This is a genomic window from Streptomyces sp. SID1328 (assembly GCF_009865595.1).
GTDB classification, from domain to species: domain Bacteria; phylum Actinomycetota; class Actinomycetes; order Streptomycetales; family Streptomycetaceae; genus Streptomyces; species Streptomyces griseoluteus.
The window spans coordinates 1-760 of sequence record NZ_WWKH01000192.1 but is presented as its reverse complement, the minus strand read 5'-3'; the positions used below and the strand labels follow the sequence as shown (position 1 = coordinate 760).

The following is a 760-nucleotide window of genomic DNA, read 5'->3' as shown; positions in this document are numbered from 1 at the left end:
GCGGTGGGGGAGGGGGCCGAGGGCAGGCCGCGCGCGGCCACGGCCGCGTCCACGGCGTCCTGTGCCATCCGCCGGTACGTCGTGAGCTTGCCGCCGACCACGGTGACCACCCCGTCCGCCGAGGTCAGCACCGCGTGCCGCCGCGAGATGTCCGAGGTGCGCACCGAGTCGGGGGCGCCCGGCACCGAGGTGTCCAGCAGCGGACGCAGCCCGGCGAACGCCCCGTCCACCTCGTCCCGCCGCACCGGCGCGTCCAGCACCGAGCCCAGCACGTCCAGCAGGAAGCCGATGTCCGTCTCCGGCACCTCGGGCACGTCCGGGATCGCGCCCTCGACCGGCTCGTCCGTGAGACCCACATAGGTACGGCCGTCGCCCTGCGGGAGCACCAGCACGAAGCGGTTGGTCTCGCCGGGCACCGGTATGTGCAGGCCGGCCGGGAGCGCGCCCAGGCGCTCGGAGCGCAGGACGAGATGGGTGCCGCGCGAAGGCCGTACGCGGAAGCCCTCGACCAGGCCCCCGGCCCACACGCCGGTCGCGTTGACCACGGCACGCGCCCTGATCTCCCCTTCCTCGCCGGTGAGTTCGTCCCGGATGCGGGCGCCGGTGGAGCCGAGTTCCAGGGCACGGACGCGGGTGAGGACGCGCGCGCCGTGGGCGGCGGCGGAGCGGGCCAGGGCGGTGACCAGGCGGGCGTCGTCGGTCACCTTGCCGTCCCAGGACAGCAGGCCGCCGCGCAGCCCGCTCGCGCGCACGGCGGGTG

1 protein-coding gene is annotated in these 760 nt (G+C 76.3%); it reads right to left on the bottom strand.

All coding sequences use genetic code 11. The features are described from left to right. On the bottom strand, positions 1 to 760 hold a 760-nt coding region (locus tag GT030_RS05745; RefSeq protein WP_161200139.1), incomplete at both ends, for an FAD-dependent oxidoreductase.